This window comes from Streptomyces sp. NPDC058239, assembly GCF_042882185.1.
Classification (GTDB): domain Bacteria; phylum Actinomycetota; class Actinomycetes; order Streptomycetales; family Streptomycetaceae; genus Streptomyces.
Map to the genome: position 1 here is coordinate 1 of NZ_JBHVWS010000005.1, position 13233 is coordinate 13233.

The 13233-nt window shown below is 68.4% G+C and carries 10 protein-coding genes and 1 pseudogene; 6 read left to right on the top strand and 5 right to left on the bottom strand.

What is annotated here, in order from left to right:
- A partial coding sequence (locus ACFVYE_RS08680) for an alpha/beta hydrolase (RefSeq protein WP_389604735.1) occupies positions 1-683 on the bottom strand: 683 nt, incomplete at its 3' end.
- 57 nt (positions 684-740) lie between these two features.
- Positions 741-1712 carry an alpha/beta hydrolase gene (locus tag ACFVYE_RS08685; RefSeq protein WP_389604737.1) on the bottom strand — a complete coding sequence of 324 codons (972 nt, stop codon included), beginning with the start codon at positions 1710-1712 and terminating at the stop codon, positions 741-743.
- A 416-nt stretch (positions 1713-2128) separates the two neighbouring features.
- Here ACFVYE_RS08685 and ACFVYE_RS08690 point away from each other — a divergent pair, with 416 nt between their 5' ends.
- The 6 genes and pseudogenes from ACFVYE_RS08690 to ACFVYE_RS08715 all read left to right on the top strand — a co-directional run.
- Positions 2129-4018 (top strand): amidohydrolase, encoded by a 1890-nt coding sequence (locus ACFVYE_RS08690; protein ID WP_383975919.1) that lies wholly within the window; start codon positions 2129-2131, stop codon positions 4016-4018.
- 133 nt (positions 4019-4151) lie between these two features.
- The gene (locus ACFVYE_RS08695) at positions 4152-4814 is read left to right on the top strand and encodes a hydrolase (protein WP_383975921.1); all 663 of its coding nucleotides are present in this window, start codon (positions 4152-4154) and stop codon (positions 4812-4814) included.
- Positions 4815-4860: 46 nt separating this feature from the next.
- Positions 4861-5385 carry a DoxX family protein gene (locus ACFVYE_RS08700; RefSeq protein ID WP_383975922.1) on the top strand — a complete coding sequence of 175 codons (525 nt, stop codon included), beginning with the start codon at positions 4861-4863 and terminating at the stop codon, positions 5383-5385.
- Complete coding sequence (locus tag ACFVYE_RS08705) at positions 5366-6103, top strand: YoaK family protein (RefSeq protein WP_389604740.1); 738 nt, start codon at positions 5366-5368, stop codon at positions 6101-6103. The genes ACFVYE_RS08700 and ACFVYE_RS08705 overlap by 20 nt, the downstream gene beginning before the upstream one ends.
- A gap of 181 nt (positions 6104-6284) precedes the next feature.
- The gene (locus tag ACFVYE_RS08710; protein WP_383975926.1) at positions 6285-8027 is read left to right on the top strand and encodes an MFS transporter; all 1743 of its coding nucleotides are present in this window, start codon (positions 6285-6287) and stop codon (positions 8025-8027) included.
- An 87-nt stretch (positions 8028-8114) separates the two neighbouring features.
- Positions 8115-8210, top strand: a pseudogene (locus tag ACFVYE_RS08715) (IS5/IS1182 family transposase); the annotation flags it as partial.
- Here the strand turns inward: ACFVYE_RS08715 and ACFVYE_RS08720 are convergent.
- The 3 genes from ACFVYE_RS08720 to ACFVYE_RS08730 all read right to left on the bottom strand — a co-directional run bounded on the left by ACFVYE_RS08720 (position 8191) and on the right by ACFVYE_RS08730 (position 13132).
- A complete protein-coding gene (locus ACFVYE_RS08720; protein WP_389604742.1) occupies positions 8191-8778 on the bottom strand; it encodes a hypothetical protein in 588 nt (195 codons plus the stop codon). The pseudogene ACFVYE_RS08715 and the gene ACFVYE_RS08720 sit on opposite strands and share 20 nt — an antisense overlap.
- A 413-nt stretch (positions 8779-9191) precedes the next feature.
- Positions 9192-10178 carry an alpha/beta hydrolase gene (locus ACFVYE_RS08725; RefSeq protein ID WP_389604744.1) on the bottom strand — a complete coding sequence of 329 codons (987 nt, stop codon included), beginning with the start codon at positions 10176-10178 and terminating at the stop codon, positions 9192-9194.
- Positions 10179-10297: 119 nt separating this feature from the next.
- Entirely contained in the window at positions 10298-13132 is a 2835-nt protein-coding gene (locus ACFVYE_RS08730; protein ID WP_389604746.1) for an AAA family ATPase, read from the bottom strand.
- Positions 13133-13233 lie beyond the last annotated feature (101 nt).

Genomic DNA, 13233 nt, shown 5'->3' on the forward strand with positions numbered 1-13233 from the left:
CAGTCCTTGGGCCGGGACACGGCCACGGCGTGCGAGGCGCCCTCGATCTCGACGATCGTCGCCCCGGCCCGCTTGGCTCCGAAGCGCTCGACCTCGGGGTTGATCGCCTGGTCCGCGCCGGCCACGAGCGCCCAGGAAGGCTTGGTCTTCCACGCGGCGGCCGAGGCCGTCTCCGTGAATGCCGAGGTGGCCAGCGGACGCTGCGCCACCGCAAGGACCTTGGTGGCGGCGGCCGGGACGTCGGCGGCGAAAATGTCAGGGAACGCCTCGGCCTTGATGGTGACTTCGACGGCAGGCTCCGATCCCTCCGCGGGGTACGTCGCCTCCTTCAGGTTGCTGACGAGCCGCGAGAGGGGGAAGCGGCCCTGCAACTCGCCCAGACTCTCGCCCTCTTCGGTCACGTAGGCCGCTATGTAGACGAGCCCGACGACGTTCTCCGCAGCGCCTGCCACGGAGATGATCGCACCGCCGTAGGAGTGGCCGACGAGCACCACCGGACCGTCGATCTGAGCAGCCACGGACGCGATGTACGCGGCGTCGGACGCCAGGCCGCGCAGCGGGTTCGGTGGCGCGACCACGGGGATGCCGTGGTTCTGCAGTTCCGCGATGACCCCGGTCCAACTGGCGGCGTCCGCGAAGGCTCCGTGCACGAGAACAGCTGTGGGGGTGGGATTCGTGGTCATGTTCGGGTTGTTCTCCCTGTAGTCGGGGGCTTTCGGAGGTCGGCGTGGAGCGCGGTGTCAGCCGGTGTGGAGCGCGGTGCGCAGGGTGTCGGCGGCCAGCGTGATGGCGGCCTGAGCGGCGTGGGTCTCGCGGAGGGCGTTGAGCATGACGAAGTCGTGGATGATGCCCTGGAAGCGGACGGCGGTGACGGGGACGCCGGCTTCGCGCAGCTTGTTGGCGTAGGCCTCGCCCTCGTCGCGCAGCACGTCGGCCTCGCCGGTGATGACCAGGGCCGGCGGCAGGCCGGTGAGCTGTTCGGTGGTGGCCCGTAGCGGGGAGGCGGTGATCTGGGCGCGGTCGGCCTCGTCGGTCGTGTACTGGTCCCAGAACCACTGCATGCCGTCGCGGCGCAGGAAGTAGCCCTCCGCGAACTGGTGGTAGGAGCCGGTGTCGAAGTTCGCGTCGGTGACCGGGTAGAACAGCACCTGCTGCACGAGCGGGATGTCGCCGTGTTCCTTGGCCATCAGGGTCAGTGCGGCGCTCATGTTGCCACCGACGGAGTCGCCGGCGACAGCCAGCCGCGAGCCGTCCAGGTTCTTGGACGCGCCCTGCTGGACGACCCACTTCGCGACCGCGTAGTTCTGCTCGATGGCGACCGGGTAGCGGGCCTCGGGGGAGAGGTCGTATTCGGGGAAGACCACGGCGGCGTTCGCGCCGACGGCGAGTTCGCGTATGAGGCGGTCGTGGGTGTGGGCGTTGCCGAACACCCAGCCCGCGCCGTGGATGTAGAGGATCACCGGCAGGGTCCCTTCCACGCCGGCGGGACGCACGATGCGTGCGCGGACGCTGCCCGTCGGACCGCCCGAGACGGTGATCCATTCCTCGTCGATCTGCAGCTTGTCGGTCTCGCCGGACTGCACCTCGTCGACAGCCTTCCGGCCCTCGGCGGGCGGCAGGTCGAACAGATAGGGCGGATTGGCAGTCGCTTCGGCGAAAGCAGCGGCCGCCGGCTCCAGCATCGGCTGCACCGGCTCTACAACGTCGGACATGTGAATCTCCTGAGTTTCATGTGATGTTCCGGCCCCTCCGGGCCAGACATGGAGATCTGCGGGGCCGTCGATCCCTACGCTAAAGCCCTGAAGGCGGCGGAGATTGACCGTCAGTGCACCGGATTTGACCTCGCAACGCATGGAAACGGGACGCAGTGCACTGTCGGGACGAATGCTGTGCACTGTCGGGACACACGGATGCATCGGCTCGAAATAGCCTGGTGGCCAAGCAGTTGCGGGTTGCCGGAGTTGGTGTTGTGCATCGCACAGAAGGCCTACCCGGAATTAATTTCGGTTGAGCGTAGACCCATTGATTGCGTGTTCTCCCGATTCTCTCTGCCCGCCGCTGTTGCCGCAGTTGGAAGTCGATGCATATGGAAATCGACGCTGTTCATGCCGCAGGAGGTTGTCTAAAGGTGTCCACGATGCCGGTCGGTGGGCTGGTTCCCAGCGCCACCGACGACGCAGCGGACCTCATTGTCCGCAACGCGAAGATCCACACCGGAGACCCGGGGCGCCCGCAGGCCGAGGCAATCGCCATACGGGACGGCGTCATCACGGTCGTCGGCGACGACAAGGACGTGGCCGGCCGTGTCGGCCCGGCCACGAAGGTGGTCGACGCTCTCGGCCGCCGGATGATCCCCGGCCTCAACGACTCCCACCTGCACGTCATCCGGGGTGGGCTCAACTACGTGCTGGAGCTGCGTTGGGACGGCGTCCGCACGCTGCGCCAGGGCCTGGCGATGCTGCGTGAACAGGCGGCCCGCACGCCGAAGGGCCAGTGGGTCCGGGTGGTGGGGGGATGGTCGGCCGAGCAGTTCGCCGAACGGCGGCTGCCGACCGTCGCCGAGTTGAATGCCGCCGCGCCGGACACACCGGTGTTCGTTCTGCACCTGTACCAGTCGGCGGTGCTCAACCGGGCTGCGCTCAAGGCCGCCGGATACACCAGGGACACCCCCGATCCGAAGGGCGGTCAGATCGTACGGGGCCGGGACGGTGAGCCCACGGGTATGCTGCTGGCCGCCCCGAGCGCTCTGATCCTCTACTCGACTCTGGCCAAGGCCCCGGTGCTGGAGGGCGAGGACAAGAAGACCTCCACCCGCCACTTCCTGCGGGAACTGAACAGGTTCGGGCTCACGTCGGCGATCGACGCAGCGGGGGGATTCCAGAATTTCCCCGACAACTACAGCACGGTCGTCGAACTGGCCAAGGCCGGTCAACTTTCGCTGCGCATCGCCTACCATCTTTTCCCGCAGACCGCTGGTCAGGAAATCGACGACCTCGCCCGCTGGATCGAAATGGCCCGCCCCGAGGACGGGGACGAATGGCTCCGCCTCAACGGTGCGGGAGAGAATCTCACCTGGGCGGCAGCAGATTTCGAGAACTTTGCCCAGCCGCGCCCGGAACTCGCTCCCGGCTATGAGACAGAATTCGAGAAGGCCGTACGTCTGCTCATGGAGAACGGCTGGGGATTCCGGCTGCACGCCACCTACGACGACACCATCCGACGCGATCTCGCGATATTCGAAAAGTTGGCCGCGGAAGGACTCTTCCCGGCTGGAAACCGGTGGCTGTTCGACCATGCGGAGACAGTCTCTGCGGACAGCCTCGACCGCATCGCCGCCCTCGGCGGCGCCATGTCCGTGCAGAACCGCCTGTCCTTCCAGGGCGAGGCGTTCGTACGCCGCTACGGCCCCGGCGCAGCAGCAGACGCCCCTCCGATCCGGGCCATGCTGGAGCGCGGTCTGACCGTCGGCGCCGGCACCGACGCCACCCGGGTCTCGACCTACAACCCGTGGATCGCCCTGCACTGGCTGATCACCGGCCGCACCGTCGGCGACCTGGTCATGCGCCCGCCGCACAACCGAGTCGACCGGCAGACGGCGCTGTCGATGTTCACCGAAGCAGGGGCCCGGCTGACCGGCGAGGAGGACGTCAAGGGCGTCCTGCGCCCGGGCTGCCTCGGCGACCTCGCGGTCCTGTCCGAGGACTACTTTGCCGTGCCCGAGCCGGACATCGTGCACATCGAGTCCCTGCTGACGGTCGTCGGCGGCCGCATCGTCTACGCCGCCGCCGAGTACGAGGGCCTCGACGAGGAACTGCCGCCGGTCAGCCCCGAGTGGAGCCCGGTCGCACACTTCGGCGGCTACCAGGCCACGCCCGGTACCGGCTCGTCGGGCGCCCGCCAGGCCGAGTTGCTCGGCCAGGCCGTCGCGGAGTCGGAGCAGCACCGACAGTGGCGCACCCGACGAGGTCTGGCCCCCGATACCGAGAGCACGGTCTTCGACCCCTGCTTCTCGCTCTGATCTCCCGGGAGAGGCCCGGTCACGAGCCGCCCCTCCCGGGGCACCACCCCCCCACCTCTCGCCGTCGAACGGACGGCTTCGCCCAGCAGCGGACGCCCGTCCGCGATCACATCACTCATGGAAAGGCCCTCTCGTGGTCAACATCTCCGAAGTCACCGCCGCCCCCGGTCCCGACCTGCTGACCCCCGACAACTGCGCCGTGCTGTTCGTGGACCACCAGCCGCAGATGTTCTTCGGCACCGGCAGCGGCGACCGCACCGCCATCATCAACTCGACCTTGGGCCTGGCCAAGGCGGCCAAGGTGTTCGACGTTCCGGTGGTCCTGAGCACCGTGGCCGCCGAGTCCTTCTCGGGTCCGATCATGCCGCAGTTGGCCGCTGTCTTCCCCGACCAGAAGATCATCGACCGCACCACGATGAACGCCTGGGAGGACAACAACTTCGTCGAGGCCGTCAAGGCGACGGGCCGCAAGAAGCTCGTCATTGCCGGGCTGTGGACCGAGGTCTGCGTCGTACTGCCCACGCTGTCCGCCATCTCCCAGGGCTACGAGGTCTACGTCGTCACGGACGCGTCCGGCGGCGTCAGCCCGCAGGCGCACGAGCACGCCATCCAGCGCATGGTCCAGGGCGGCGCGATTCCGGTGACCTGGGTGCAGGTGCTCCTTGAGCTCCAGCGCGACTGGGCGCGGACGGAGACGTACGTCCCCGTCACGGAGGTGGTGAAGGAGCACGGAGGGGCCTACGGCCTGGGCCTGGTCTACGCGCAGGCCGTCATCGGCGCCCACGCGGCCGGCTGACTCTTCACCTGAGCATCGACGGAACGTCAGGAACAGGCAGGAACGAATGGACACCGGACTGTTGGTCCTCCGACTGGTGGCGGGGCTCCTCATCGCCGGGCACGGAGTGCAGAAAGTCAGTTTCCGCCTCGGCGGCAACGGCTTGGCGGGCGGAACCGAGGAGTTCCGCCACGATGGCTTCCGCGGCGGCAGGCTCACCGCGCTTGCCGCGGGCGGCAGCCAGATCGGCGCCGGCCTGTTCCTGGCGGTCGGTCTGCTCACTCCCGCGGCGGCGATGGCCGCCATGGGAGTGATGACGGTCGCCGGCACCGTCAAATGGCACAACGGGCTCTGGGTCCAGAACGACGGCTACGAGTACCCCATGGTCCTCGTCGTGGCCTCCGCGGTCCTGGCCCTCACCGGCCCCGGCCGCTGGTCGGCCGACCACGCCCTCGGGCTGACCCCCTGGCCCCTGTGGGTCTCGGTCGTGGCCATCGTGGTCGGCCCGGTGAGCGGACTGCTCACCCGTGTGCTGCTGCATCGTCCCTCAACCAAGGAAGGAACAACTCAGTATGCGCAAGCTGCTGATTGACGCGGCCCGCACGCTGGCTCCGCCCAAGGGGGACAGGCACGGCCCGTTGCCGCCACTCATGCTGATACTTACGGTGGCGACCGGCCTGGTCGACGCCGTCAGCTATCTGGGGCTCGGGCACGTCTTCGTCGCCAACATGACCGGCAACGTGGTATTCCTCGGGTTCGCCCTGGCAGGCGCCGACGGCCTGTCCGTGCTCGCCTCCATCGTGTCGATGGCCGCGTTCCTCGTAGGCGCACTGGCGGGAGGCCGGTTCGGCACCCGGTTCGCGGAGCACCGCGGGCGGCTGCTGGCCTTCGCCACGGCGCTTCAGGCGTTGCTCGTCGCCGGGGCGGTCATCACGGCCGTGGTCTCGCACGGCAGCGTGACCACCGAGGTCCGCTATGCCCTTATCGTGCTCCTAGGCCTCGCCATGGGGCTGCAGAACGCGGTCGCCAGGCGCCTCGGGGTCCCGGACCTGACCACGACCGTGCTGACCCTGACCCTGACGGGACTGGCTGCGGACTCCACCTCGGCGGGCGGGGCCGCCCCCCGGCCCGGCCGGCGGATCCTGTCCGTACTGGCCATATTCCTCGGAGCCCTCGCCGGCGCCGTGCTTCTGGCACACACCGGACTCGTTCTGGTCCTGGTCCTGACGTTGGTGCTGCTCGTGGTGACGTCCGCGGCTGCCCACCGCCTCTCGGCCTCCGACGCCCCCTGGGTCAAGCCGCAGGCGTGAACTCGGCGCCGGCCCCGCAGGAGGGGCCGGCGCTCTCGTCAGTGAGCCGCGGGACCACAGACGTTGCACTCCCAGTCGACGGCACCCGCGACCGTCTGCGGCCACCCTCGGCCATGCCCGCACGGCACCCGGGACACCGCCGGAAGCAAGGTGTCCGTGCCCCATACCGGTAGGGACCGACGTGAACACCGCACTGCCACCGAAAGACTTCCCGGAGTCCGATTCAGCCTGGGCCCCGCTCGCGGCGCGTGTCTTCCGGGCGCTGTGGATCGCACAACTGGTTTCCAACATCGGCAGTTGGATGCAGACCGTGGGCGCCCAGTGGCTACTGATCGGCCACGACGCCGCCCTGGTGACGCTCGTGCAGACCGCGTCCAGTCTCCCCGTCGTGCTGCTGGCTCTGCCTTCCGGCGTGCTGGCCGACCGTTTCGACCGTCGTACGGTGCTGCTGACCGCTCAGTTCGCCATGCTCGCCGCCTCCACCACGCTGTCGGTGCTGGCGTTCGCGGACGCACTCACTCCGGCTTTGCTGCTCGGTCTCACCTTCCTGCTGGGATGCGGCACCGCTCTGATGGGCCCGGCCTGGCAGGCCATCCAGCCGGAACTCGTGGAACGCCGCCAGTTGGGACAGGCGGCCGCGCTCGGCGCCGTGAACATGAACCTCGCTCGCGCCCTCGGCCCGGCACTCGGGGGAGCGGTGGTCGCGGCAGCAGGCGCGGGCTGGGTCTTCGCCTTCAACGCCGCCTCCTACCTCGGCACCGCGGCCGTTCTCGCACTGTGGAGACGGCCCGGGGCAAAACCGCCGACTGCGCAGGGCGAGAAGCTCCTGACGGCTCTGCACGCCGGCCGCCGCTACGTGTGGAACGCGCCCGGCGTCCGCCGAGTCCTGCTGCGCACGATGCTGTTCATCCCCGGCGGCGCCGCGCTGTGGTCGCTGCTTCCACTGGTCGCGAGCCGCTCCCTCGGCCTGGGCTCGGGCGGGTACGGGGTGCTGCTCGGTGCGGTCGGAGCCGGTGCTGTGAGCGGGGCCTTCGCACTGCCCGCGATCCGTCGCGCTCTGGGCGTCAACGGCACTCTGGCCGCAGGGGCCCTCGTCTTTGCCGGAGTCCTGGCGGTACTGGCCACGGTCCGGGTCCCATGGCTCGCGGCGGTGGTGCTGTTGCCCGCCGGACTGGCCTGGATCGGCGTGCTGTCCACCCTCAACGCGGCCGTCCAGGCACGGCTGCCCGGCTGGGTCAGGGCCCGGGGAATCGCCGTCTATCTCCTGGTCTTCCAGGGCGGGCAGGCGCTGGCGGCACCCCTGTGGGGTGCGCTGGCCGACAGGCTGGGGCTGACCGTCTCCCTTCTGGCCGGCAGCGGTCTGCTGGTGCTCGGCGCGGCGAGTGTGCGCCGCTGGCCGCTGCACGGCACGGAGGGCATCGACCCGTCCCCGTCCGACCACTGGCCCGTTCCGCCCCTGGTGTTCGAGCCCGGACCGGCCGACGGCCCCGTGCTGGTCTCCGTCGTGTACCGGATCGCGGCCGCGAACAGGGCCGCCTTCATCGACTGCATGGACCATGTGGCCCGTTCACGTCGACGCACGGGGGCCCTCACCTGGGGCCTCTACCAGGACGGCAGCGATCCGGGCCGGTTCGTCGAGAACTACCTGGTCGCGTCCTGGTCGGAGCATCTCGCCCAGCACCACAGCCGGCTCACGGCCACCGACCGCCGTCACGAGGAGAGGGCCCGCCGACTGCTTGTCGAGGGCACCGCGCCGGAGGTGACCCATGCCTTCGACGCCGCTTCGGGACCCGTAGTGCCCGAGACGGGCGACGCGATGACGGCCCCGGGGCGTCGATGCCCACCGGGAGAACGGCCAGGAACGGGCACGTCCGAGTCAGCCCACGCCTTAGCCCGTGAGGCTTGCCCGAGCCATGTGCGGTGATAAGTCGCTTGCACGGTTCCGAGGGGGCGGGGACGTAGCGTCCCCGCGACCCGACCGGGTCACGGCAACGTGACCCGGCTACCCGACCAGTGGCGCGGTCTGGCCATGCGGACGGACAAGCTCGCCATCGCCTACCAGGCCACGCTCCACCTGGCCGCCATCCTTATCTGGGCGCGCCAGTGACGTGGCTGCGGAAGCTACAGGCCCAACCTTGTGCCGAAGCCCGAGAATGTAGGTGCGACGACCCGCCACTGGCACAGAAGGGGTCCGTCCAGTAGTCACTGCCGACAATGCGGGGATCTGAGGGATCAGTCCGGTAGCCGAACGCCAGGGCACCCTCATCTCCGGGGTTGCGAGTGATGGCAATCAGCACTGCCTGTTCAACGTCGAGCCATGGCAGTTCGAGCGGGGCGATGCCCCTGCTTCCGCGTGCCTGGCGAAAGTAGGCGGAGTGCGGATCGTCGGCGAATATGTCCATCGATTGGGACGAGAACGCCATCTGCTCGGAGTTCGACACGAAGACGAGTGGGTGCTCGAACCACGGGATGACCTTCGCCAGCACCGCATCACCCGGCTGATGCCAGAGGTCGCGATCGATGAGGGACGTCAGCGGGGCGGGCAGAGCAAGTCCACGGACTATCGAAGGCGCCATGGCGCAGAGCTTCGCACGGCAGGGCAACACCAAGGAGACGCGCTCTAACGAACTCGTGCACGGTTCCAGGAAGACCTCGCTTTCGTCGTGGCGGACCATGACCGAACCGTGGACCTGCAGGGCGACGTACAGGACTTCCTCATCGCCGGTGTCTGCCAGCCAGGGCGGGACGGGGGTGCGTTCGTCGTCGGAACGCAGGGCGGTGGTCCGCAGAGAGCCGAGACCGTCCTTGCCGGTACCTTTCGACGATGCCCGTGCGGTCCGGTATTCCGGCGGCCTGTTTCCCCATGGGGCGCGGTCCTTCGCGGCGTTGCGCTGAGCGTGACATCGGGGCAGAACTCGTGGACGGTACCTCACCGCGTCGCCTTGCGATGGAGCCGAGGCAGGGGCCGCCGTTCTCCGTGAAGAACCAAAGATTGCTGATATGCCCGCAAACGTGCCTTTGTGTAGGGGAAGACGCATCAGTCGGCCGACTGGTCTGTGCTCTTTTGGGTGGCGGGCCTGACCGCCTCTCAGTTCAGCAGCATGCGCAGGAAAGCACCGCCCTGCCGTACGGCCGCCCGCGTCGGTGGGCTCTCGCGCAATGCAGTCAGGGACACGAAGTCATGGACGGTGCCCAGAAAACGGGCTGCGGTCACTTCCACACCGGCACGACGAAGTTGATCCGCGTACTGTTCCCCTTCGTCCCGTGTCACGTCCGCCTCCGCTGTGATCACCAGCGCCGGCGGCAGCCCCGCAAGCTCCGCGAGGCTCGCGCGCAACGGAGACGCGGTCGGTTCATCCTGCTGCCGGGGATCGTCGGTGTACTGCTGCCAGTAACGACGCAGGGCTTCCCGGGTGAGTAGATACCCACTGGCGAACTGCCGCTGGGAGGGGCTGTCGCAATGTGCGTCGGTGATCGGGTAGTACAGCAGCTGGGCACGAATCCTTGGGCCGCCGCGCGACTTCGCCATCATGGTGAGCGCCGTGGCCATGGTGGCGCCGGCGCAGTCCCCGGCGGCCACCAATCGGTCCGCGTCGAGTCCGAGTTCGCAGGCCTGCCGGACGATCCAGATCATCAGGGCATAGCACTCCTCGACGGCCGCAGGATAGCGGGCCTCGGGAGTGCGGCTGTACTCGGGGACGACAGCGGCTATGCCCGCGCTGAGCACGAGCTCGCTGATGAGCCGAGCGTGGGTCTGCGCGTCTCCCAGCACCCACCGGCCCCCGTGGAGGTAGAGCATGGCAGGGAGCGGTCCTCTTACGCGGGCTGGTCTGAAGATCCAGAAGCCCACCAGCCCGGACGGTCCCACGGGCGCCACCTGGAAGGTGGCGTCCACCTCGAAGTCCTCGACTCGGTGGACCTGGGATTCCCTCAGCGCCTGCCGGCCTTCGACCGGACTCAGCTCGTGTAGAAACGGGGGGGCCGAGGACGCGTCGAGGAGCTGTTGCACCAGCGGATCGAGAACCACGGAGGACGGGTACTTCCCGCCCCCATCCTCCCCGGAGTCCCACTCCATCCGGTACACCTTTCGCTCTGCCCTCTGGGCTCTGGTTCATCTCTCAGCGGCCAAGGAGGATGAATGTTGATGCACCCTGCCCGTCAGCCCCTGAGGCTGCGTCTGCTGCTTCGCGAAGGTCACCCGTCGTGCAGCAGAATGTCACGGAGCTGGTGGCGGCTGCTGATGCCGAGCTTGGGATAGACGTTGTAGAGGTGCGAGCCCACGGTACGCGGCGAGAGGAACAACCGTTCGCCGATCTCTCGATTCGACAGGCCGTTTGCCGCCAGCCGCGCGATCTGCTGTTGCTGGGCGGTCAACTCGGCCAATCGGTCTGCTGACGCGGCAGTGTGGGAGACCCCGCTCGCGCGCAGCTCGCTGCGGGCCGAGGCGGCAAGGTGCCGGGCGCGCAGGCGGGTAGCGACTTCCAGAACCGCGGTCAGCTGTGTGCGCGCCTCCAGGGGCCTTCTGCGCCTGCGCAGCCAGATCGCATAGTGCAAACGAGCCTGGGCCCGTTCCATGGGCCACTTGCCCGCCTCAGGGTTGACCAGGGCCAGGCGGAAGTGGTGCTCGGGGTCGGCATCGTCATCAATGAGGGCCGCCGCATGGTGCATGAGCAGTGTCATCCGTGTTGTCGGCCGGGGGCCCTGGCGTTCTCGCACTTCCATGAGGATGCGCGCCGCCTCCTGCTGCCGGCCGACGCGCTGGGCGGCGTAGGCCAGTTCGCTGATGCAGCGGGGAGAAAGGAAGGGATCAAGGGGCGAGTCGTCGTCCTGGAACAGAGCGCGAAAGTGCCGGAAGGCACTGTCCCCGTCACCGAGGGCCATTGCTGTCAGACCGCATGCCCGCAGCATCCGGGCATGTGTGGCCCGGTTCTCGTCCAGGCTGACGGAGCGCCAGTTCGGGCCGATGAACTGCATGTCCGATACGTTCTCGCCGAGAAGTGCGCGCAGGGTCGCTCCTAGCGCTTCGAGGTCCATCTCGACGCGAGTCCACCGGTGGATGACGGCGTGAGTGAGGCCCTCCTCGATCAGTGCTTCGGCTTCCGCCCAGCGCCCGATACTCAAGAGTGTGTCCACCTGGGCCGCGAGGGTCCACGCGCGCGGGCCCAGGGCTTCTTGCTGGCGAAGCAGCTCGTCTGCCTGCCGGAACTGCTCCGCGCACAGGTCCGGCACGTCGGCGTAGTAGGCGACCGAGGCGGTCGCCATCAGCCGGATCAGCTGGCCCCGACCGGCGGGGGTGATGAGACGCGGCGTCGTCAACTTTCGCAATGCGCTGTCGGAGTGGGCGACCGGCTCGATTCCGGTCGACACGAGTGCTTCCAGTGCCGCGAGGACGTCAGGCCCGGCTAGCTCGGGGAAGAACCAGTTCTCCTGTTCACACCGGTCCTTCTCCGTTCGTGCGGCCCGTACAGCCTGATCGAGCAGTCGTGGCAGCTGCTGCCGATGCTCGGGGAGGCCGGACTGGAAGGTGATCCCCGTGGCGAGTGCCACCAGGGCAAAGGCAGTTTTGGCGTTGCCGGGGGGCGTGTGCTGCGACACGCTGAGCAGGAGGCTGAAGGCCTCCTGTTGGAACGAGAGCAGCGACAGCGCTCCACTCAGGGCGCAGGCTGCGCCGCACATCAGGTCCGGGTCGCGGGTCACTCGGGTGAGCAGCGCGTACAGGTCGCGCACCCATGCCGGGTCTCCGAAATTACTCGCGGCGGTCAGAGCTCCGGCGAGACGGCGGGTCCGGTCGTGATCGTGGGCACTGAGGCGCGCGGCCTGTTCCAGTGCCTTTGCCGCAGTGAAATATTTTCCCTCCTGCTTAGCGGTGGTGGCAACATCCTCCAAGGCCGCAGCCGCGGACTCGTTGGGACCGATGGTCGCTGCGGCCAGATGCCAGGCTCGGTGTGACGGGTTCTGTCCGCGCACGGCGGCCAGATCATGGTGGACCTGTTGACGCTGCTTTGCGTACTGACGGTGGAAGGCCGCAGCGCGGATCAGGGGGTCGCGGAAGGTGAGACGGCCGTCCGCGATCGTGATCAGGCCGGCTTCCTCCGCTGGGACCCACACCTTCAGGTCGTGCGTGCCCAAAGCGGCCATGACAGTCGTGAGCTCCTCATGATGCGAGGCCGCCGCCGCGTAGAGCAGTGCGCGCTGTGTCTCTTCCGGCAGCGCACTCAGGCGTGTGGCAGACATCTGCTGGATGCGCGAGCTCTGCTGCGGTTCCCCGCCCGCCACTGACGGCCCGGCTTCGCCGCGCGCGGCCCGGCTGAGCTCGATGACCGACTGCGGATGGCCCTCCGCTTGCCGGAGCAAGTCAAGTCTGGCCCTTCCGGTGAGTGCACCGGGCTGCGCATCCAGAAGCCGGGCCGCCGCCCGCCGGGACAGCGGCCCGAGACACAAGACGGCGAGATCCGTAGGAGCTCCGGCCGGGGGAGCCTCTCCGCGTGCTGCGAACAGCACTGTCACAGCCTGGTCGGTCAACCGTCGTGTCACGAAGTAGAGGATCCCCATGGAGTCACGGTCACAGTCCTGGATGTCGTCCACGGTCAGCAGGACCGGGCTTGCCTGCGCGACGTGACTCAGCAGTGTCAGGACCGCGGCGCGCAGCACCTTTCCCTCCGGCGGCCGGGAGTCCGGAGCCGTCCCAAAGGCGGTGCGAAGTGCCAGCCGCTGGTGCTCCGGCAGTGCATCGAGTTCGCCGAGCACCGGGAGGAGGAGCTGGTGCAGGGAGGCGAATGACAGCGGTTCCTCCGATTCCCAGCCCTGCGCCGACAAGACCCGGGTTCGGCGTCCTCTGGCCGTCTCCTCGGCAACCCGGAGCAACTGGGTCTTGCCGGTGCCGGCCTCTCCCAGCATGAGCAGAGCGTGTGGCGGGTCACAGGGTCTGTCGATGGACCGCAGAATCCGGTCGACCTCTGTCTCTCGGCCGATCGGCAGCGTGCCACTCAGCCCTGAACGGTCGGGGCCGTCTCCCTCATCGGCGGCCACTGCGCCTCCTCACCTCGAATCCACCACAGCATTCCGATCAGCCGAAACCACGGACAAGAATGCTGTCGTCGTGCCGATTCGGATGCTGTCAAGGATGCAGG